The organism is Corynebacterium sp. FDAARGOS 1242 (assembly GCF_016889985.1).
Taxonomy (GTDB): Bacteria; Actinomycetota; Actinomycetes; order Mycobacteriales; family Mycobacteriaceae; genus Corynebacterium; species Corynebacterium minutissimum_B.
On the sequence record NZ_CP069568.1, the window covers coordinates 24268 to 41646 of the forward strand.

A 17379-nucleotide genomic window follows, 5' to 3' on the forward strand; every position below is an offset into this window, starting at 1 on the left:
CGACCACTAGAATCCGCCGGGTACTAGAACGACGCGGTACGTTTTCGTAAATAGTGGCCTAGAATCTCGAAAATTCAGTGCTTCGTTGCGAAAACGTACCGTGGTGGTAGCAGCTAAGCACGGATCGATCATTTAAGGCCCCGGATCTTGGATTCTCTGGGCGCTATTTGTCAGAAACGTACTTTGTTGCGATGGGATACGCCGGGTAAGGCTCGGGCGATGCCGCCGTTCTTCCGAAAGTGGGGGTAAATGGGGCGGCTGCGGAAAGATTTGCTCAGCCAGATGTCTGGTTCATAGATAGAATTATGAGCATGGCTGACATTAAAGACGACGAACTTCCCGAGATCGACCTTGCACAGACCGACGGCTACGTCGTCGACGACTCCGATGAAGACGATCCTGCGCTGATCATGCCGGACGGCTCGCCTGTCGAGACCTGGCGTGAGAACTACCCGTACGAGGAGCGCATGACGCGCGACGAGTACGAGTCCATCAAGCGTGCCCTGCAGATCGAGCTGCTGAAGTGGCAGAACTGGACCAAGGAAACTGGTCAGCGCCACATCATTATCTTTGAGGGTCGCGACGCTGCCGGTAAGGGCGGCACCATCAAGCGCTTCAACGAGCACCTTAATCCGCGTGGTGCCCGCACCGTAGCGCTGGAGAAACCCTCCCCGCGTGAGTCCACCTCGTGGTACTTCCAGCGCTACATTCAGCACTTCCCGTCCGGCGGCGAAATCGTCTTCTTCGACCGCTCCTGGTACAACCGCTCCGGCGTTGAGCGTGTCATGGGCTTCTGCACTGAGTCCCAGCACGCAGAGTTCCTCCGCGAGGTTCCCATGCTGGAGAACATGCTTCTTGGCTCCGGCATCTCCTTGACCAAGCTGTGGTTCTCCGTAACCCGCAAGGAGCAGCGCACTCGTTTCGCTATCCGTCAGATTGACCCGGTACGTCAGTGGAAGCTGTCCCCGATGGACTTGGCGTCCCTGGATAAGTGGGATGACTACACCCGCGCGAAGGAAGAGCAGTTCCGTTACACGGATACTGATGAGTCCCCGTGGATCACCATCAAGTCGAACGACAAGAAGCGTGCCCGCATCAACGCTATGCGTTATGTGCTCTCCAAGTTCGAGTACACCAACAAGGATCACGAGCTGGTGGGTCAAGTCGATGACAAGATTGTGAAGCGCGGTCGCGACCAGATTGGTGACTAGTCACCGCGTACTGACCGCTCAGTAGCGCGAGTCAGGAAAGAAAGAGAGGCGGCAGGAATACCTGCCGCCTCTTTGCGCATCTCGGCAGAGGGATGATGTGCAGTGAGATTAGGTGAAAAAATTCATGTCAGCGTTACCCTGCCGTTGCTCAGGCAAGATATTCACTTCATTATGAAATATCACCTTCTTGCACCTGCTGCGCTCGCCGTCGCAGGCCTGTGCGCTGTAGCGCCGGTCGCGTCTGCCCAGTCATCCTTCAGCTCTTTGTCCTCCTCGTCCAGCTCATCGTCTTCACTGTTCAAGTGGAATCTTTCCAGTAGCTCCAAGAAGTCCGAAGATGGTGCTCCGGAAGATTCAGAGGAGACTCCGTCGACACCGACGGACAACCGAGTCATCTGGCACGAGAGCTTTGATGAGGTGGAGAATCCCGCCCGCTTTACGCACCGTATGCCGGAGGGGTGGACGTCCTCCGTCGACGGCGTGAACTCTGGTGAAGCTCGGTGGAAGGGCTGGACTACGTCAACGATCCGTGACTGGACGTGGGCTGCTGAGACGGACATGCGTCATTGGTTTACTCAAGCCCACGACAATCTGGTCATCATTGATAGCAAGCAACAGCGCCTCAATGACACCGATGCCATGACCGCCCAGTTGACGTCCCCGAGCATTCCTGTGGCGGGCCAAGGTGACATCAACCTCGAGTTTGATCATCACTACCGCCAAGGAAAAGAGGGACAGAACGCTATGGTGCAGGTGTCCTTCGATGGAGCCGCACCGCAGACAATCGCGTCATTCGACCACGATGTCTTCTCCAAGCATGAGTCGCTACCTATTGAGGTCCCAGCGGGCGCGCGGTCCATGCAGGTCACGTTCACCTACGCCAACGGTAACGATGATTGGTGGTGGGCGGTGGATAACGTGGGCGTCGTCAAGCGCTTGCCTGAGGTCACCGGCAAGCCGCAGGCCATCATCGATGTGTTATCCGATGTTCAAGGCGACCCCGAAGATTATAAGGAAGCAATTGGGCTGCTTAACGCTATGGAGGACAAAGCCGGTGCGTTGGTCATCAACGGTGACCTTGTGGATGACGGTTCCCAAGAGCAGTGGGACACGTTCTTGCAGGCACAGAAGGAAGCGCCGCATGCTGCGGGAACGCAGCTGTGGACTATTGGCAACCACGAGATGTACGGTCCGGAAGGCTCAGAAACGTATCTGAAGCGCTTCCTTACCTATGCAGGCCAGGACAAGCCGTGGAACGAGATTGTGGTCGACGGCGTTCCACTCATTTCTGTCAACACGGAATACTATTCCGACGTTGACCGCGGCGGAAAAGAACCGTTCCAGCGGCTGGGCCAGGAACAGCTGGATTGGCTCGATGAGCGTTTGAACTATTGGGATGCGAAGGGAACTCCGGCGCTCGTCTTTAGCCACCCGCTGTTGCCTGAGACGGTGTCGATGTCCCATTCGGCGTGGTACCAGAATGACTTTGAGGACCTTGAAGCCCTGTCCAACGTAGTCAACAAGCACACCAACATCGTGTGGTTCAGCAGCCACAGCCATTCTTCCCTTCGCCAGAACAACTGGTGGGGTACGCGCCGCTACGATGGCACCGGCGAGGCCGGGCGCACCGGATTCCCGGTAGTCAACACCGGCGCAATCCTCAATGAGTACCTGCCGGATGGCGACCATGACGAAAAGATTGTCAAGGAAAAGGAAGAGGCCTCCAGCGGACTGCGGGTCAAGGTTTTCTCTGACCGCGTCCGCGTGGAGGCCTGGGATTTCAAAGCCAACGAGATCATTGATGTCGTTGACTTTGCCCGTTAGCTAATTCTTATTTCTTCCACGGTTCAATCGGGTTGCCCTGCCACTCGGAGTTGCGCGGGACTTGATCGCCGCGCATAACGAGGGAGCCAGGGCCCACCGTGGCGGTGGAGCCAATGACGGACGCCGGCAACGCCACCGAGTGGGAGGCCAACGTTGCGCCATCGCTGATGGTCACGGTATCGAGGCTCATGACGCGGTCCTGGAACAGGTGCGTCTGCACCACGGTACCAGGGCCCACAGAGGCGCCGGTGCCGACGGAGCACAGGTCGGTCTCCGGGAACCAGTAGGAATCAATCCACGCGCCGTGGCCAATCTTGACGCCCAGGGCGCGCAAGCCCTGATTGATTTCGCCCGCACCATAAGTGTGCGTGAAGAACCATGGCGCCGCGACAGCCTCCACGAAGGTGTCTTGCAGCTCGTTGAGCCACACGAAGGCGGACCACAACGGATGATCGCCCGGGGTCTGCGTGCCCACGCAGATCCACTTCACGGCCACGGTAATCGTCATCGCGATGGCACCGGCCACCATGAGGACGAGTCCGCTAGCTGCCCAGGCGGCGGCGATTCCGAAGGTGTCGGCAAGCGCGTAGAGAGCAGACAGCGTGCCGGCCAGCAGCATGGCCGAGGTCATCGGCGCAAGCAGGCGCATCGTCTCAATCGCACCACGGGCGGCCTTAACGCCGAAGCCCGGGTTGTAGGTGAGGGATTCGCCTTCCACACCGTCCACGTGGGCTTCGACGCGGCGCATACGCTCTGGCGGGGAGCCCCACCAGTTGGCACCAGACTTGGTCTTCTTCGGCGTCGAGGAGAGCACCGCAACCAGCGAATTCTTCGACAGCTTGCGGCCCGGACCCGTAATACCAGAGTTGCCCACAAAGGAGCGCTTGCCCACCTTGGTTTCACCCGTGAGCATCCAGCCGCCGCCGAGCTCGTAGCCACCAATCATGGTGTCATCCGCCAAGAACGCGCCGTCCTTGACCTCAGTGAGCTTAGGGACCATGACAGCCGTGGAAATCTCCACATCCTTGCCAATCGTGGCACCCAGGGAGCGCAGCCAGGCCGGGGTGAGCTGGGAAGCATAAATGGGGAAGAGCTGCGTGCGAGCCTCATCCATGAGACGCTCGATGGCCCACAGACGCCAGCCCTTGAAGGAACGCACTGGTGCCACACCTGGCTTGAGGCCAAGCGAGAGCACGCGCACACCGAGCCAGGTTTGAAGCATGTAGGTGGCAAACGCAGCGAGGGCGCCGAGCGGTGCGAAGAAGAGGGAACCGATGAAGGGGGAGCCGTCGGTAAGTGCAATGAGGCTCACGACGACCGCCGCGCCCACGGCCAGCGCCACAATGGGCTGAATGGCTAGCAGGATGGAGGTGGCGCCATAGATGGCGACCCACCACGGACGGCGCTTCGGGGCATGGGACGGGAAGCGGTGCTTGGTTCGCCCCACCTTCTTGGCAGGCGAACCAGACCAGCGCTGGCCATCTTTAATCTTCTTGCGGCCAGTTACGGTGGAGCCAGCCTCCACGTGCGCGTCCTTGCCCACGACGGTGCCCGGAAGCAGCGTCGAGCGTGCGCCCACACGAGCGCCTTCCTTCACCTCAATCGCGCCGACGCGCAGGATATCGCCGTCAAGCCAGTAGCCAGAAAGGTCCACCTCCGGCTCGATGGCGGCATGCTTGCCCAAGGTGAGCAAGCCCGTGACTGGTGGCAAAGAGTGCAGGTCCACGCCGCGACCAATCTTGACGCCAAGCGCGCGGGCATAGTTGTTGACCCAGGTCGCGCCCGCAATGGAACGCGAGCCGGAGGCGTTTGCCCATCGCTCCGCCGCCCAAATGCGCAGGTGCGTTGAGCCACCACGCGGGTACTCACCGGGTTTAATACCGGCGGTGATAAGCCGTGCACCAAAGCCGCCGATGGGGATGCGGCCCACCGGGGTGACGAAGACCACGAGGAGTACGGCAACCAGCCACCATGGCGTGGTCATGGCCCACTCCACGCCGAGCAGGTTCGCCACGTTGGAGCCCAACAGCAGCCAGGCCAGCCACGTCGTGGCAGCCAGCGTCATGACGGGGATCTGGATGAGTGTTTGCGCAATGCGCGTGCCCGCGCCCACGGGCTTGACTTCGCGGGCAGGCCCGGCGTCCTCGACGGACTCGGCACCAGCCAGCTGCTCTGCGAGCGAACCCAGACGCGGGTGGTCGTAGAGGTCGCGCACGGCCACGGTGGGGAAGCGCTCGCGGATGCGGCCCACCAGCGTGGCGGCGGCCAAAGAGGTGCCACCCAGGGAGAAGAAGTCGGCGTTGACGTCGTCCACAGAAACGCCCAGGGTGTCCACCCACAGCTCCGCCAGCCACTGTTCGGTTGGGTTGAGGCCGTCTGCCTCCACGCCGACTCCTGGCAGCGGCCACGGCAGCGCCTTCTTGTCCACCTTGCCGGAGGTACGAATCGGCAACTCATCCATGACACAAATGCGCGGGACGAGCGCGGCCGGCATGGATTCTGCCAGGCGGGCATGGGCTGCCTCGTGGTCGAAACCAGCGTCCGGGTCATCCAGGGAAACATAGCCAACGAGTACGGACTCGCCGCCCGGAGTCTTCTGCACGGCCACGGCAGAGTTATATACGTTCGGCAAGGCGGCGACGTTGGCCTCGACCTCACCAAGTTCGATGCGGCGGCCACCAATCTTGACCTGGTCATCGACGCGGCCCACAAAGTACAGACCGTCCTCTTCCAGGCGCACGTGGTCACCAGTGCGGTAGGCGCGCTCCCAACCCATGGATTCCAGCGGCGCGTACTTCTCCGCGTCCTTCACCGGGTCCAGGTAGGCAGCCAGGCCCACACCACCAATGACGAGTTCGCCCACCTCACCGATGGCGACGGGATCGCCCTGCTTATCGACGACCACCAGGTCCCAACCATTCAGCGGCAAACCAATCGATACCGGTTTGCCTGGCTGCATGTGTTGTGCGCAGGCCACGACGGTGGCCTCGGTAGGGCCGTAGGTGTTCCACATCTCGCGGTCTTCGGTGGCCAGGCGGTCTGTGAGCTCCTGGGAGCAGGCTTCGCCGCCGACGATGAGGAGGCGGATATTATCCAGGGCCTCGGCAGGCCAGAGGCCAGCCAAGGTCGGCACGGTAGACACCACCGTGATGTCGCGGCGAATGAGCCAAGGACCCAAGTCCATACCGGAGCGCACGAGGGAACGCGGTGCTGGGACCAGGCAGGCGCCATGGCCCCAGGCCAGCCACATTTCCTCACAGGAGGCGTCGAAGGCCACAGACAAACCAGCCAGAACGCGGTCGTCTGGGCCGAGCGGGCCATGCGGGCTATCGGCCAAGAAGAGGGCAGCCTCAGCATCAACGAAGGCGGCCGCGGAGCGGTGGCTGACGGCCACGCCCTTGGGCTTGCCCGTCGAGCCGGAGGTAAAGATGATCCACGCGGTGTCCTCCGGGCGCGGCTCCTCGAACGGCGTACCATCTTCATTGCCGCTGCGGGAGGCATCAACCTCCCGCAGCATGCGGAAGCCCTCGTCGGTGAAGACACCGTCGATGTCGGCCTCGCCGAAGACCATCTCGGCGCGCTCGTCGGGGTCGTCGGCGTCGACGGGCACATAAGCAGCACCGGCGGCCAAGGTGGCCAGGATGGCGAGGTAGAGCTCGCGCTTGCCGGAGGTCATACGGATACCGATGCGGTCGCCGCGGCGCACGCCGTTAGCGTGGAGCTCGGAGGCCCATGCGGAGACGTCGGCAAGCAGCTCGGCGTAGGTGAGGATCTCACCATCGTCGAGGGCTGCAGCATCCGGGTACTGCTCCGCAGTGGTGCGCACGATGTCCCACAAGGTGCGCTCAGGCGGGGCTAGGGAGCCCAGGAGATATTGTTCGGGGACCTTCGCGGTTTCGGTCTTGAGTGCGTGGCGACCATGACTAGTTTCAGAGTCTGTCATTTAAGCATCACCACCTTCGGCGTCGTTGGACGCATCTGCAGCAATGATGGCCGTGGCCAGTTTGCGCAGGTGCTTGAGCTGCTTGTTGGTGGATTCGTCCAAGGCAGCGTCCTCCGCCTCCGCAACGAGCACGGCAAGCTCTTTGTGGGCCTTCGCGCCCTTCTTGGTGGAGGCAATGATCTGGCGGCGGCGGTCCTTGGCATCGCGTTCGCGCTTGACCCAATTGCGGGACTCCAGGGAATCCAGCAGGCGCACCATATCGGAGGCATCAATAGCCAAGGTTTCCGAAAGGGCGGACTGGGAAGAAGCGGCCTCTTCCACGAGGCAGGTTAGTACCCAGTACTCGCGCAGGGTGGTCTGCTGGGTCTGCAGTGCTGCCTCGACGCCTTCGCGGGTGCGGCGGCGGAGGCGCTCCAGCTGGAAGGAGGGGGACTCCAGCAGCGCGGTAGGAATTGAAACAGAATTTGATGAAGACATGCCGATGATTCTAGATCGCCTACCGTCGCAAACCTAAATCATGGGTCGCGTCCCACTAGTTTTATGCGGAAGCCAACTTTTGCACAATGAGAGTGTTGAGGGACACCCCTTCGCGCTCCGCTTCGATGGTCAGGTCTCGGTGAAGTGACTGAGGTATGCGAAGATTGAACTTTCCTGAGAAGTTGCGCTGTCCAAATGGTTCGGGGATGCGTTCGTTGTTGCGTTGCATGTCTTCGAGAGCTTCCTCGACGACGCTGCGCAACTCGGCTTCTGCGGTGGCTGCAGTGCTATCCAGCCATGACAGGGAAGGAAACTCTAGGACTGTGGCAACGAATTCTCCATCCTCTTCGGACCAGGCGGTTTGATAGGTGTATTTGTCGGCGAGGTTCATGTTCTGTTCCTGGAAATAGAAGTCACACACAAGTTGTAGCTCGGAGAACCGGACATCATTTCGCGAGGTTCGCATCTTCGCTAAAGCTTTATCGACTTTGGAAACCACGAGTTTATGGTACCGCATTTGGTACCAAGTTGAAAGTAGGTGCTAACTCGGGTGAACCATCGGGCAGCCCTGAGCTTTCCACGCGTCCGTGCCGCCATCGACGTTGATGACGTCCCAGCCCTTCGCATGTTCGAGGTACTGGCAGACCTGCATGCTGCGCCCGCCTGCATGGCAGATGACGTAGATATCGCGGTCCGGATCAATCTCGTCGAGGCGGTCAACGAGCTCACCCATGGGGATGTGGGTCGCGCCTTGAGCGTGTTCGGTGTTCCACTCGAAGTCCTCGCGGACGTCGATGAGCTGGGCGTTGTCGGGTACTTCGGTAGGTTGTACGTTCTGCATGCGCCCCAGCTTACGTGGGCGCGGTTGCAGGGCTGGTGGGGGCACTTTACTGTGAGCAGTATGGGGGTGGGGCTTTTGATCGGAGGGGGTTATATGGAGGAGATTGTCGGCCGTGCTGGCTCGGCGGCAGCGGCAAAAGGCGAGGCGATCAAAATTACGCGGGGGCTGTATCTGCCACGTGAACCAACGGCATACGAGCTAGCACAAGTGCTCAGCCGGCATTGGCCAGACAGTGCGTTGGACGGATATTCCGCGGCGATGGTGCTTCTTGAGCGGAAACCTGGGTTTCCGCTGCAGCTCATACGCGAAAAAGGCCTGGAAGACACCCGCTTTTATGTCTGTCGCCGAGCCCGCCCCAAGGGGGTATTCCCCTATGACGGGATCAACGTCTGCAATCCACTGCAGGCAGTGGAAGCCATGGAAGAACGACATGCGGTGATGTTCCTTGAAAAGTTCCTTGCGGGCAGGGACGCCGAAGGGCGGTTGAAGTTGCTCTCCATGGATTTTCGGCGGTTCTCGCAGCACACTCGGCGCGTGTTGGAGAAGGCGGTGATCGGTGCGGATAGCGTGCCTGAGCGGGCACTTACCCGTGCTTTGGAGCCCTTCTTTAGGGTGCGCAACAACGCCAAAATTGGGCCCTATCGGTGGGATCTCCTTTTGGAGGAGCACAAGATTGCCATCGAAGTCGACGGCTACGCCTATCACCGAGGGGAGAACCGCCGCCAATTCGAGCTTGACCGTCAGAAGCTGAATGACGCCGTACATCGCGGTTACACGCCGCTCCACTTCACTGCGACCACAATTGAGCATCACCTCGACAAGGTGGTGGAGCAGGTGCGCGGGGTGGCACAAGGGACGAAGCGGTATCTGGACCCGCCGTGGATGTGGCACCGGTTCTTTGTGTGAGGTGTCTTTCGGCAGTTTGATGTCGTTCACGGTAGATAAGGGCGAAAAATTGCGAAAATTTGGGCCTTATTTGCCGTGGGCGTAGGCGGGGTGGAGTTTTGACGTGAGCGTAGGCCGGGTGGAGAGCGCGACGGGGTAAGAGTTCCACCTGGTGCGCGGGCTTTAGCGGTGGGCGGAGAGGTACTCCAAGATGGCCTTGACGCGGCGGTTGTCTTCGCTGGGGTCTAAACGCAGCTTGGTGAAGATATTGGAGACGTGTTTGGCCACCGCGGCGGAAGAAAGGACGAGCTCGGAGGCGATGTCCTTGTTGGATTTGCCGCGGGACATCAATTCGAGCACCTCGCGCTCCCGCGGGGTGAGTTCGCCCAGGCCGCTGCGCCCAGAGCTCATGAGGGCCTGCGCCACGGTGGGGTCGATGACGGTGCCGCCCTGGGCCACCACATCCAAGCTGGAAAGGAAGTCCCGCACTTCGGAGACGCGGTCCTTCAACAGGTAGCCGGTGCCGGCATCGGGCGAGTCGAAGAGCTCGACTGCGTATGCGGGGGCCACATACTGAGAGAGCACCATAACGGGCAGACCCGGGTATGCGTTTCTTAAGTTCACGGCGGCCTTCAAACCGTCGTCGCCCATGCCCGGCGGCATGCGTACGTCCGTGATGACGATGTCCGGCAGCTCATCGCGCAGAGAGTCCACCACCGCCTCGAGTGAAGGGGCAGAATCAGCCTGGCCCACAATTGAATGCCCGCGGCGCTCCAGAAGGCCGGCTAGGCCCTCGCGCAGGATGGCGGAATCATCCGCCACCACAATCCTTAAACTCATTTTTTAAACTCCTGACTGTCCGCGATTGAGAAGAAGGGGAATCGAGGCTGCTACCCGGGTCGGCCCGCCAGGCGGAGAAGAAAGAGTCATCTCCCCGCCAAAGGCAGCGAGGCGCTCGGCCATCCCGGCCAGCCCATGGCCTTGCACCACCTGCGCCCCGCCGGGTCCTTCATCCACCACGGTGATCTTTAAGGAGGCATCCGCGGTCACTAAGACGGAGACTGGCGCGCCGGGCGCGTGCTTCGCTGCGTTGGTCAGCGCCTCCGTGCCGAAGAAGTAGCCGCAGGCCAGCACCGAGGCGGAGAGCTTGGGTAACGGATGCGGGGCGAAGACGCTGACGTGGGGGCCGTGGGAAGAGGAGACGTCGGCAAGCGCGGCCACCAAACCGTGGTCCTGCAGGACCTGTGGGTGGATGCCGTGCACCGTCGTACGCAGGGAATTCAGGCCGCGGTCCACGTCCTGCTTGGCGGCGGTGAGGAGCTCGGTGAGGTCAGAGGGGGCGTCGAGAAGCGCTTCGCCCAGCTTCATGCTCGCGGCCACGAGGTATTGCTGCGCGCCGTCGTGCAAGTCGCGCTCGATGCGGGCACGCTCCACCTCGTAGGCATCCGCGATGGCGCGGCGCGAGGCCGTGAGCTGCGCAATTTTCTCCGCCTGCTGCTGTTCGTGGGTGGTGGGTTGGGGCTTTCTACGGAACACGTTTCACAGCATAACGGGCGGCGGTCCCGGCAGGGGTAGTGCTGGCACTACCGTAAAGAGCAACGCTAGGGCTGTTCTTAAAGCGAGCCCGAGACGGTGGAATGAAAGACATGACACAGACACTTTCCCTGACAGACATCACCAAGGATTTCGGCGGCGGCCCGGTGCTCGCTGGAATCTCCCTCGACATCGCGCCGGGCGAGCTCGTGGCCGTCATGGGGCCGTCTGGCTCCGGCAAATCCACGCTGCTGCACTGCATGTCCGGCGTGCTCACCCCTACGCATGGCAGTGTGCGCTACGGGGATGAGGAGCTCTCCGCGCTTGGCGACGGCCCCCGCTCCCGCCTCCGCCTGCGCAACTTCGGCTTCGTCTTCCAAGACGGTCAGCTACTGCCGGAGTTGAGCAACGTCGACAACGTGGCGTTGCCCGCGATGCTCAACGGAGTATCGCGCGGGGCTGCCCGCAAGCGCGCGATGGAGCTGCTGGACCAACTGGGTCTTGGCGGTTTGGCGGATCGTCGCCCGGCGCAGGTCTCCGGTGGCCAGGCGCAGCGCGTGACCATTGCGCGTGCGCTGGTGGCGAATCCGGGCATCGTCTTCGCCGACGAGCCCACCGGTGCGCTGGATCAGTCCACGGGCCACGAGGTGATGCAGATGCTCACCACCATCGTGCGCCAGTCGGGTGCCAGCCTGGTCATGGTCACGCACGACCCGAAGGTGGCCGACTGGATGCAGCGCCGCGTGGAGATTCGCGATGGCATCATCCACGATGACCGCCGCCTTGGGGTGGTTCGATGAACACCGCGACTTTAGTCTTTGACCTGCAACGCGAATCGATACGCGCGCGCTCCGGAACGGGAATCGTCTCGGTTCTGGCTATTGTGAGCCTGACCATTGGTTCCGCCATTGCTTTCCTCGTCGCGGGCGGTACGTGGATGTTCTGGGAGCGTGCCCAACACGTCGAGGAGGCCGTGCCCGCGCGCAAGGAGGCCTTCGGCAACGAGATGGAGGGTTTCCTTTATCCGTGGTTCGCCCTGGCTCTGATGGCCTGCGCGTTTATTCTTCCGGCGCTGTTTAACCTCACCGCGCAGGCAGCCGTCCTCGGCGCCTCCGGCAGGGAGCACCGTCTGGCTACCCTGCGCCTGCTGGGGCTGAGTTCCCGCCAGGTGGAGCGCATGGCCATTGTGGAAACCGGACTGCAAGCCCTCATCGGCATCGTGCTGGGCGGGCTTATCAGCTTGCTCATCGCGCCTGTCTTTACCCAGCTGGACTTCCAGATGCGCTCTATTGCCCTGTCCGAGCTTCTCCTTCCCTGGTGGGGCTACCTCGCCGTGGCGGGTGTGCTCTTTCTGTTGGCCATCGGTGCGGCACTCGTCGGCATGCAGCGCGTGCGTGTGAGTCCGCTGGGGGTGGCCAAGCGTCAGATGCCTGCTGCCTACCGGTGGTGGCGCGTCATCGCTTTCCTCATCCTCGTCGCAGTTGGTGGCGTGTTTCTCTCCGGGAAGGCGGGCCCGCCCACCGCTATGGTCATCGTGGTCATGTTCGGCATGCTGATGAGCATCAACCTCATCGCGCCCTTCATCCTGCAGCTCGGTGCGCACGTCATGTCCCTCTTTCCCGGTACCGCGCACTTCGTGGCCTGCCAGCGCGTGGCGGGCAATGCGCGCCCGGCATGGAAACGAAGTGCGGCCATCGGCTTCTTCGGCTACTTGGCGGGTTTCCTCGTCGCAGCACCTTTGGGCTCCGATGCCTTGGCCATGGTTTTGAAGGAAGACCCTGGAATGAACGTGGTGTTCAAGGACATCTCCACCGGTGTTTTGCTAACCCTCATCTTCGGATTCACGCTGACCACCATGTCCATCATCTTGGGCCAGGTCTCCGGAATCTTCGAGGACAAGGAGCTCATTCGCTCCCTGGATCTCATGGGTGTGCCGCGCGGCTTCCAGTTTTGCTCCGGCGCTCTTGTGGTGATGGGCCCCGTTGTGGCCTTGAGCCTCTTCGGCTTCCTCTTCGGTGGTGGGATCGCCTCGCTGATGTTTTTCTCCAGCGTCGATCAGAGCAACGTTGATGTTCTCAGCCGCCTGCTCATGGCCTTCGGTTTCCTAGCGGTGGGCTGGCTCGTCACGCTCCTCGCCGTTGTCCTGGCTGAACCTTTGCGCGGCTACGTGCTGCGAACCGGAGGGCGAAAAGAATGAAAACGGTACTGAAAATCTTCGGCGGACTCTTTATAGTCGCCCTCATCGTGGTGCTGGCGGCCGTGTATTTCTTCGGCCCTTCCTATGGCGGGGCGCTGTTGGGAAAACCCGTATTCCTCTTCAATGCCAGCGAAAAGCGGATTAACACCGCGATGGTGGATACCGCTGCCATCTCTGGAATCTACGGTGAGAGCGAGGAATTCCAGAGCGCTCGCGAGGCCTTCAAAGAGGACCCCACGAACCCGGATCTCCTCGATGCCGCCATCGACGCCGCCGGCGGTAAGCATTCCAAGGTCTTTAGTACCGAGAAGGAAAAGGCCACCGACAACACCGATCCCTCGGTTGAGTTTGAAGACGGCGTCCTGCGCGCCACCGTCCCGTCCATCGGCCGCCACGATGACGGCCAGGCATACGCGGACACCTTGGCAACGGGGTTGACCGCCCACCCAGAGGCCTGTGCCGCAGTGGTCGATCTACGCGGCAATGACGGTGGTGACATGGGGCCCATGTACGCAGGGCTCAGCCCGCTGCTGCCGGACGGCACCGCGCTCTCCTTTGTCAGCCGCATGGGGACCACGGACGTTGTCATTGACGGCAACTCTGTCACCGGCGGTGGCACCCCCACCACCACGTCCGGTGGCAAGCTGAACATTCCCGTCGCCGTGCTAACCGACGGTGTCACCGCCTCCTCCGCCGAAGCCACCCTCCTAGCCTTCCGCGGTCTGGACAACGTGCGCACCTTCGGCGAACCGACGGCCGGCTACGCCTCCGCCAACATGGTCATTGACTACCCGGACGGCCGCTCCCTCATGCTCACCACGGCCAAGGACAAGGCGCGCACCGGTGAGGAATTCGCCGAAGACCCCATCGCTCCCGATGCCCCAGAATCCGAGCTCGACTCTTGGCTCGCTTCCCGCTGCGGCTAGCTTCCCACCGCAGCTTCTTCGGTCACGTGTGCCTTTGACGTTCACGGTAAATAGTGCCCCAAAATTCGCAATTTTTCGCCACTATTTACCGTGAACGACAGTGAATCGGCGAAAGAAAGTAGAAGCAGCCGGGGGAAGGGGACCTCAAAGGCTTACTTGAAGCGGGCCTTAGCCTCTTCGAGGATCTTCTCCGCTTCAGCCTTGTCGCCCCAGCCGGAGCCGGTAACTTCCTTGTTCGGCTCCAGGTCCTTGTAATGGACGAAGAAGTGCTCGATCTCATCCTTGATGTGCTGCTCCACATCGTTGATGTCCTGGTAGCGCTCCCAGCGCGGGTCATCGATGACAGCGAGCAGCTTGTCGTCGCCGCCGGCCTCATCGGTCATCTTGAACACACCGAGGATGCGAGCTTCCACGACAACGCCCGGGAAGACCGGCTCCGGGAGGATGACGAGTGCGTCGAGCGGGTCGCCGTCCTCGCCGAGGGTGTGGTCGATGAAGCCGTAGTCGGCCGGGTAAGCCATCGGGGTGAACAGGTAGCGGTCCAGGTAAACCTTGCCGGACTCGTGGTCCACCTCGTATTTGTTGCGGGAGCCCTTCGGGATCTCGATGGTTACTTCAACGCTCACAGCTGATTCCTCCATTGTTACTAGGTTGGCATGTGCTCCGCTTAGTCTACCGCGCTACTCTAAAGGGCGATGAAAGCGAAGCATGTCTGGTGGAGTACTGCGGCCCTCGTCACTGCGGGAGCCGTGGCGGCGACGGCCGCGTTGGGTGTAAAGATCCAGCGCACCTACGATCATCTGGACCACGGCGAGCCGTATACACAGGCCGCGCCCGCAGCCTTAGTCCAACCCGTTGAGCCCGGCGAAATCGACGCCGCAGCGCTCAAGGCTCGGCTGGATGAACTGGGCAAAGACAAGGCACTCGGAACATTTGGTGCGCAGGTCATCGATACCACGACGCACGAGGTGCTGTGGGAGCGCGAGCCAGCCAAGCCGCTGACACCGGCCTCAGCCACGAAGGTTCTCACCGCCGCCGCAGCCACGTTTGCTCTCGATGAGGAGGAACGCCTCACCACCGAGGTCGTCCGAGGGGCACAGGACGGCGAGGTAGTCATCAAAGCCGCGGGCGACGTCTGGCTGACGGATGAGCGCCTTGATGAGCTGGCGGAACAAGTTAAGGATAGTGTGAGCACCGTCACGCGCGTAGCCATCGACACGTCGGTCTGGCAAGGCCCCGACCAAGCCCCTGGCTGGGATGATGACAACATTGACGGCGGCTTCGTCGCGCCTATTCAGCCGGCCATGCTTTATGGCGGCCGCCTGGGGGAGAAGACGGGCGATGTCCCGCGCTCCCATGAGCCGGCGCTCGACGTTGCCCGCGCCCTCGCTCAGCGCCTGGGCACGGACCAAGCCGACATCGCCGCTGCCCCCGCCGGGGCAGCGGTCATCGCCAGCAGCGAGTCCGAGCCGCTGGCTCTGCGCGCCCAGCAGGCAGTGAAGGACTCCGACAACGTCATGGCAGAAGCCATCGCCCGCGAACTCGCCGTCCATCACAATGCCGAGGCCAGCTTCGAGGGAGCGGCGGACGCAACGCTCGACGTCTTGGCAAACAACGGCATCGACGTCAACGGTGTCACCCTCAAGGACGGTTCTGGCCTATCCCGCGATAACCGCATCCCTGCCGGTGTACTTGCCCACATCTTGGACACAGCAGTCGCCAGCGAGGACCTCCGCCCGCTTCTGGGCTACCTCCCGCTCGCCGGCGGCGAAGGTACCCTCTACCAGCGCTACCCGGAGTCCCCGGCCCGCGGCTTCGTTCGCGCCAAGACCGGAACCCTGACCGAAACCTCCGCTCTCGCCGGCACCGCACAGGGAACGTCCGGCCGGGTCTACGCCTTCGCTTTCCTGGTCAATGACGGCGAGGTCATGTCTGCCCGTAAAGCCCAAGACGCCCTGGCCACCGCACTCCATGACTTCTAAGAAGCCCTTCTGGCCGCGGCACAGCCCCAACTTCCTGGCCTGCCGCGTGGCCGCCCGCGCCGTGGTGGGGGACACGCCGCGCGCCATCGCGGTGGGGCTGTCCGGCGGCGCGGATTCCCTCGCGCTGACGGCAGCGCTCGTCGCCGAAGGACACGACGTCACCGCCCTGTGTATCGATCATGGCTTGCAGGAGGGATCGGCCGCTCAGGCGCGCCGGGCAGCCGACCAAGCTCGGGCGTGGGGAGCGGGGGCGGAGGTGATTCGGGTGGACGTCGGCAAGCAGGGCTCTGTGGAGGCCGAAGCCCGCACCGCGCGGTACCGGGCCTTCGCGCCCTGGGGTGAGGTGGCCGTGGCGCATACCGCCGATGACCAGGCCGAAACACTGCTGCTGGGCGCCTTGCGCGGGAAAATCTCTGGCATGCTCGAGCGCGCCGAGGTGGAAGGCGCCCGCGTGGTGCGCCCGCTGCTGAGCGTGCGCCGTACCCAGACCGAGGCCGCCTGCGCGGAGTTGGGCGTCGAGGTGTGGCACGATCCCCACAACGCGGATACTGCCTTCCGCCGTGTGGCCCTGCGCCGTGACATCCTCCCGCGCCTGGCGGACATCGTGGGCGGTGACCCCATCCCGGCCCTGGCCCAGGCAGCCCAGGACGCCGCGCTTGACGACGCCTCCCTCCTCACCCCACCCACCCCCAACTGCGCCGAGCTAGCCGCGCTCCCGGAACCGAAGCGCCGCCGCGCCCTGGCCGCCTGGCTGCGCGAGCAGGGCGTGGAGGTCACGCGGGAAGCTATTCGTGGCGTGGATAAGCTGTGCACACAGTGGCACGGTCAAGGTGGTGTTGCGGTGAGGGGCGAAAAGGTGGGCACAAGGTTGGAAGTCTTGAGGGTTGGTGGCACACTGTCACTATTGCCTCGGTCAGCAAAGGAGCGCTCACGTGCACGACAATCATGATTCAGACGTCCCCGCCCACCCCTACGGCACAGACATCCAAGCCGTCCTCGTCGCTGAAGATGCCCTCCAGGAGCGCATCCAGGAGATGGCGGATCGCGTCTCGGAGAAATACCGCAACGCAGAAGACGACCTCATCCTCGTGTGTGTGCTCAAAGGCGCGGTGTTCTTCCTCACCGATTTTGCCCGCAAGCTGACTATTCCTTCCCAGCTGGAATTCATGGCCGTGTCCTCATATGGCAATTCGGCTTCCTCCTCGGGCGTGGTGCGCATTCTTAAGGACTTGGACCGCGACATTGAAGGCCGCGATGTGGTCATCGTGGAGGACATCATTGATTCCGGCCTGACCTTGTCCTGGCTCATCCGTAACCTGCAGGGCCGCCAGCCGCGCTCCCTGGAGGTAGTCACCCTGCTGCGCAAGCCAGAGGTGGTCAAGGCAGAGCTTGACCTGTTCGATGTAGGCTTCGATATCCCCAACGAGTTTGTCGTGGGGTATGGCCTGGATTTTGCCGAGCACTACCGTGACCTGCCCTATGTAGGCACGCTGCATCCGGCGGTCTATAGCAACGATTAATCTTTATTCTTGTCCGGCGCTTTAAGCCGCAATTGTGCAA

General features: G+C 62.1%; 16 protein-coding genes. 9 read left to right on the top strand and 7 right to left on the bottom strand.

Annotated features, from left to right (window positions below):
• The first annotated feature begins 311 nt into the window (after positions 1-311).
• Together ppk2 and I6J72_RS00125 are read left to right on the top strand one after the other, a co-directional pair.
• Positions 312-1211, top strand: coding sequence for a polyphosphate kinase 2 (gene ppk2 / locus I6J72_RS00120; RefSeq protein ID WP_070670493.1), 900 nt, complete (start codon positions 312-314; stop codon positions 1209-1211).
• A 171-nt stretch (positions 1212-1382) separates the two neighbouring features.
• Entirely contained in the window at positions 1383-3035 is a 1653-nt protein-coding gene (locus tag I6J72_RS00125; protein ID WP_204099497.1) for a metallophosphoesterase, read from the top strand.
• 7 nt (positions 3036-3042) lie between these two features.
• Here I6J72_RS00125 and I6J72_RS00130 read toward each other — a convergent pair whose 3' ends face one another.
• The 4 genes from I6J72_RS00130 to I6J72_RS00145 form a co-directional block, all read right to left on the bottom strand.
• Positions 3043-6978 (bottom strand): Pls/PosA family non-ribosomal peptide synthetase, encoded by a 3936-nt coding sequence (locus I6J72_RS00130; RefSeq protein WP_204099498.1) that lies wholly within the window; start codon positions 6976-6978, stop codon positions 3043-3045.
• Positions 6979-7455 carry a MarR family winged helix-turn-helix transcriptional regulator gene (locus tag I6J72_RS00135; protein WP_204099499.1) on the bottom strand — a complete coding sequence of 159 codons (477 nt, stop codon included), beginning with the start codon at positions 7453-7455 and terminating at the stop codon, positions 6979-6981.
• A gap of 61 nt (positions 7456-7516) precedes the next feature.
• Entirely contained in the window at positions 7517-7846 is a 330-nt protein-coding gene (locus I6J72_RS00140) for a type II toxin-antitoxin system HicB family antitoxin (protein ID WP_204100380.1), read from the bottom strand.
• Positions 7847-7996: 150 nt separating this feature from the next.
• Positions 7997-8296 carry a rhodanese-like domain-containing protein gene (locus I6J72_RS00145; RefSeq protein WP_204099500.1) on the bottom strand — a complete coding sequence of 100 codons (300 nt, stop codon included), beginning with the start codon at positions 8294-8296 and terminating at the stop codon, positions 7997-7999.
• A 93-nt stretch (positions 8297-8389) separates the two neighbouring features.
• Here I6J72_RS00145 and I6J72_RS00150 point away from each other — a divergent pair, with 93 nt between their 5' ends.
• Complete coding sequence (locus I6J72_RS00150) at positions 8390-9202, top strand: endonuclease domain-containing protein (protein ID WP_115024474.1); 813 nt, start codon at positions 8390-8392, stop codon at positions 9200-9202.
• Between the two features lie 162 nt (positions 9203-9364).
• On the opposite strand, the gene I6J72_RS00155 is transcribed toward I6J72_RS00150, so the two are convergent.
• Both I6J72_RS00155 and I6J72_RS00160 read right to left on the bottom strand, forming a co-directional pair.
• Positions 9365-10021 carry a response regulator transcription factor gene (locus tag I6J72_RS00155; protein ID WP_204099501.1) on the bottom strand — a complete coding sequence of 219 codons (657 nt, stop codon included), beginning with the start codon at positions 10019-10021 and terminating at the stop codon, positions 9365-9367.
• A gap of 3 nt (positions 10022-10024) precedes the next feature.
• Positions 10025-10717, bottom strand: a complete 693-nt coding sequence (locus tag I6J72_RS00160; protein WP_204099502.1) for a sensor histidine kinase — start codon at positions 10715-10717, stop codon at positions 10025-10027.
• A 110-nt stretch (positions 10718-10827) separates the two neighbouring features.
• Between I6J72_RS00160 and I6J72_RS00165 the strand changes: the two genes are divergently transcribed.
• From I6J72_RS00165 to I6J72_RS00175, 3 genes are read left to right on the top strand one after another with little or no spacing between them, the layout of a single operon-like run.
• Entirely contained in the window at positions 10828-11514 is a 687-nt protein-coding gene (locus I6J72_RS00165; RefSeq protein WP_204099503.1) for an ABC transporter ATP-binding protein, read from the top strand.
• Positions 11511-12911, top strand: coding sequence for an FtsX-like permease family protein (locus I6J72_RS00170; RefSeq protein ID WP_204099504.1), 1401 nt, complete (start codon positions 11511-11513; stop codon positions 12909-12911). The genes I6J72_RS00165 and I6J72_RS00170 overlap by 4 nt, the downstream gene beginning before the upstream one ends.
• Positions 12908-13837: a S41 family peptidase gene (locus I6J72_RS00175; protein ID WP_204099505.1), complete on the top strand. Its 930-nt coding sequence runs from the start codon at positions 12908-12910 to the stop codon at positions 13835-13837. Before I6J72_RS00170 ends, I6J72_RS00175 begins: the two co-directional genes overlap by 4 nt.
• Positions 13838-13989: 152 nt before the next feature.
• On the opposite strand, the gene I6J72_RS00180 is transcribed toward I6J72_RS00175, so the two are convergent.
• Positions 13990-14463, bottom strand: a complete 474-nt coding sequence (locus tag I6J72_RS00180) for an inorganic diphosphatase (RefSeq protein WP_039676644.1) — start codon at positions 14461-14463, stop codon at positions 13990-13992.
• Between the two features lie 69 nt (positions 14464-14532).
• Between I6J72_RS00180 and dacB the strand changes: the two genes are divergently transcribed.
• From dacB to hpt, 3 genes are read left to right on the top strand one after another with little or no spacing between them, the layout of a single operon-like run.
• Entirely contained in the window at positions 14533-15819 is a 1287-nt protein-coding gene (dacB, locus tag I6J72_RS00185; protein ID WP_204099506.1) for a D-alanyl-D-alanine carboxypeptidase/D-alanyl-D-alanine-endopeptidase, read from the top strand.
• Complete coding sequence (gene tilS, locus I6J72_RS00190; protein WP_204099507.1) at positions 15809-16768, top strand: tRNA lysidine(34) synthetase TilS; 960 nt, start codon at positions 15809-15811, stop codon at positions 16766-16768. Before dacB ends, tilS begins: the two co-directional genes overlap by 11 nt.
• The gene (hpt, locus tag I6J72_RS00195) at positions 16752-17339 is read left to right on the top strand and encodes a hypoxanthine phosphoribosyltransferase (protein ID WP_204099508.1); all 588 of its coding nucleotides are present in this window, start codon (positions 16752-16754) and stop codon (positions 17337-17339) included. The genes tilS and hpt overlap by 17 nt, the downstream gene beginning before the upstream one ends.
• Positions 17340-17379 lie beyond the last annotated feature (40 nt).

What these genes read in the sequence shown, in the direction of transcription:
- ppk2 (WP_070670493.1), top strand. Translation starts at nt 312, where the DNA reads ATGGCTGACATTAAAGACGACGAACTTCCCGAGATCGACCTTGCACAG.
- I6J72_RS00125 (WP_204099497.1), top strand. Translation starts at nt 1,383, where the DNA reads ATGAAATATCACCTTCTTGCACCTGCTGCGCTCGCCGTCGCAGGCCTG.
- I6J72_RS00130 (WP_204099498.1), bottom strand. Translation starts at nt 6,978, where the DNA reads ATGACAGACTCTGAAACTAGTCATGGTCGCCACGCACTCAAGACCGAA.
- I6J72_RS00135 (WP_204099499.1), bottom strand. Translation starts at nt 7,455, where the DNA reads ATGTCTTCATCAAATTCTGTTTCAATTCCTACCGCGCTGCTGGAGTCC.
- I6J72_RS00140 (WP_204100380.1), bottom strand. Translation starts at nt 7,846, where the DNA reads ATGAACCTCGCCGACAAATACACCTATCAAACCGCCTGGTCCGAAGAG.
- I6J72_RS00145 (WP_204099500.1), bottom strand. Translation starts at nt 8,296, where the DNA reads ATGCAGAACGTACAACCTACCGAAGTACCCGACAACGCCCAGCTCATC.
- I6J72_RS00150 (WP_115024474.1), top strand. Translation starts at nt 8,390, where the DNA reads ATGGAGGAGATTGTCGGCCGTGCTGGCTCGGCGGCAGCGGCAAAAGGC.
- I6J72_RS00155 (WP_204099501.1), bottom strand. Translation starts at nt 10,021, where the DNA reads ATGAGTTTAAGGATTGTGGTGGCGGATGATTCCGCCATCCTGCGCGAG.
- I6J72_RS00165 (WP_204099503.1), top strand. Translation starts at nt 10,828, where the DNA reads ATGACACAGACACTTTCCCTGACAGACATCACCAAGGATTTCGGCGGC.
- I6J72_RS00170 (WP_204099504.1), top strand. Translation starts at nt 11,511, where the DNA reads ATGAACACCGCGACTTTAGTCTTTGACCTGCAACGCGAATCGATACGC.
- I6J72_RS00175 (WP_204099505.1), top strand. Translation starts at nt 12,908, where the DNA reads ATGAAAACGGTACTGAAAATCTTCGGCGGACTCTTTATAGTCGCCCTC.
- dacB (WP_204099506.1), top strand. Translation starts at nt 14,533, where the DNA reads ATGAAAGCGAAGCATGTCTGGTGGAGTACTGCGGCCCTCGTCACTGCG.
- tilS (WP_204099507.1), top strand. Translation starts at nt 15,809, where the DNA reads ATGACTTCTAAGAAGCCCTTCTGGCCGCGGCACAGCCCCAACTTCCTG.